The sequence below is a fragment of the Psychrobacter sp. TB20-MNA-CIBAN-0197 genome (genome assembly GCF_040309765.1).
Classification (GTDB): Bacteria; Pseudomonadota; Gammaproteobacteria; order Pseudomonadales; family Moraxellaceae; genus Psychrobacter; species Psychrobacter submarinus.
In genome coordinates, this window is record NZ_JBEOPC010000516.1 from 1 (window position 1) to 275 (window position 275).

Annotated in this window: 1 protein-coding gene; it reads right to left on the minus strand. The window is 60.4% G+C overall.

The features are described 5' to 3' along the window. Positions 1 to 236: hypothetical protein (locus AAEY83_RS14750; protein WP_351060056.1), on the minus strand; the 236-nt coding region annotated here is incomplete at its 3' end. Positions 237 to 275: the final 39 nt, after the last annotated feature.

Consider the following 275-nt stretch of genomic DNA (forward strand, 5'->3'; position numbering starts at 1 on the left):
CGGCCGTAGGCATCGCTGTAGATTTCTTCGCCGGGCGGGCCGGTCACCACCGCCAACTGACTGCCGCTGACGCGCGGTTTGAGATGCTTGAGCTGCGGGCGAAACAACACGTCCCACGGAGTTGCGACGAAATGGTTGCGATAGCCCTGACTGAAACCATCTGCGTCAGCCTGCTCGGTGAACGCTTCTTCGAGCACTTGCGGCTGCTTGCCGATGTGCTCGACCTCGGTCAGCAACCATAAATCGTTGCAATCGGCGCGCGAGTAATCCGCCAT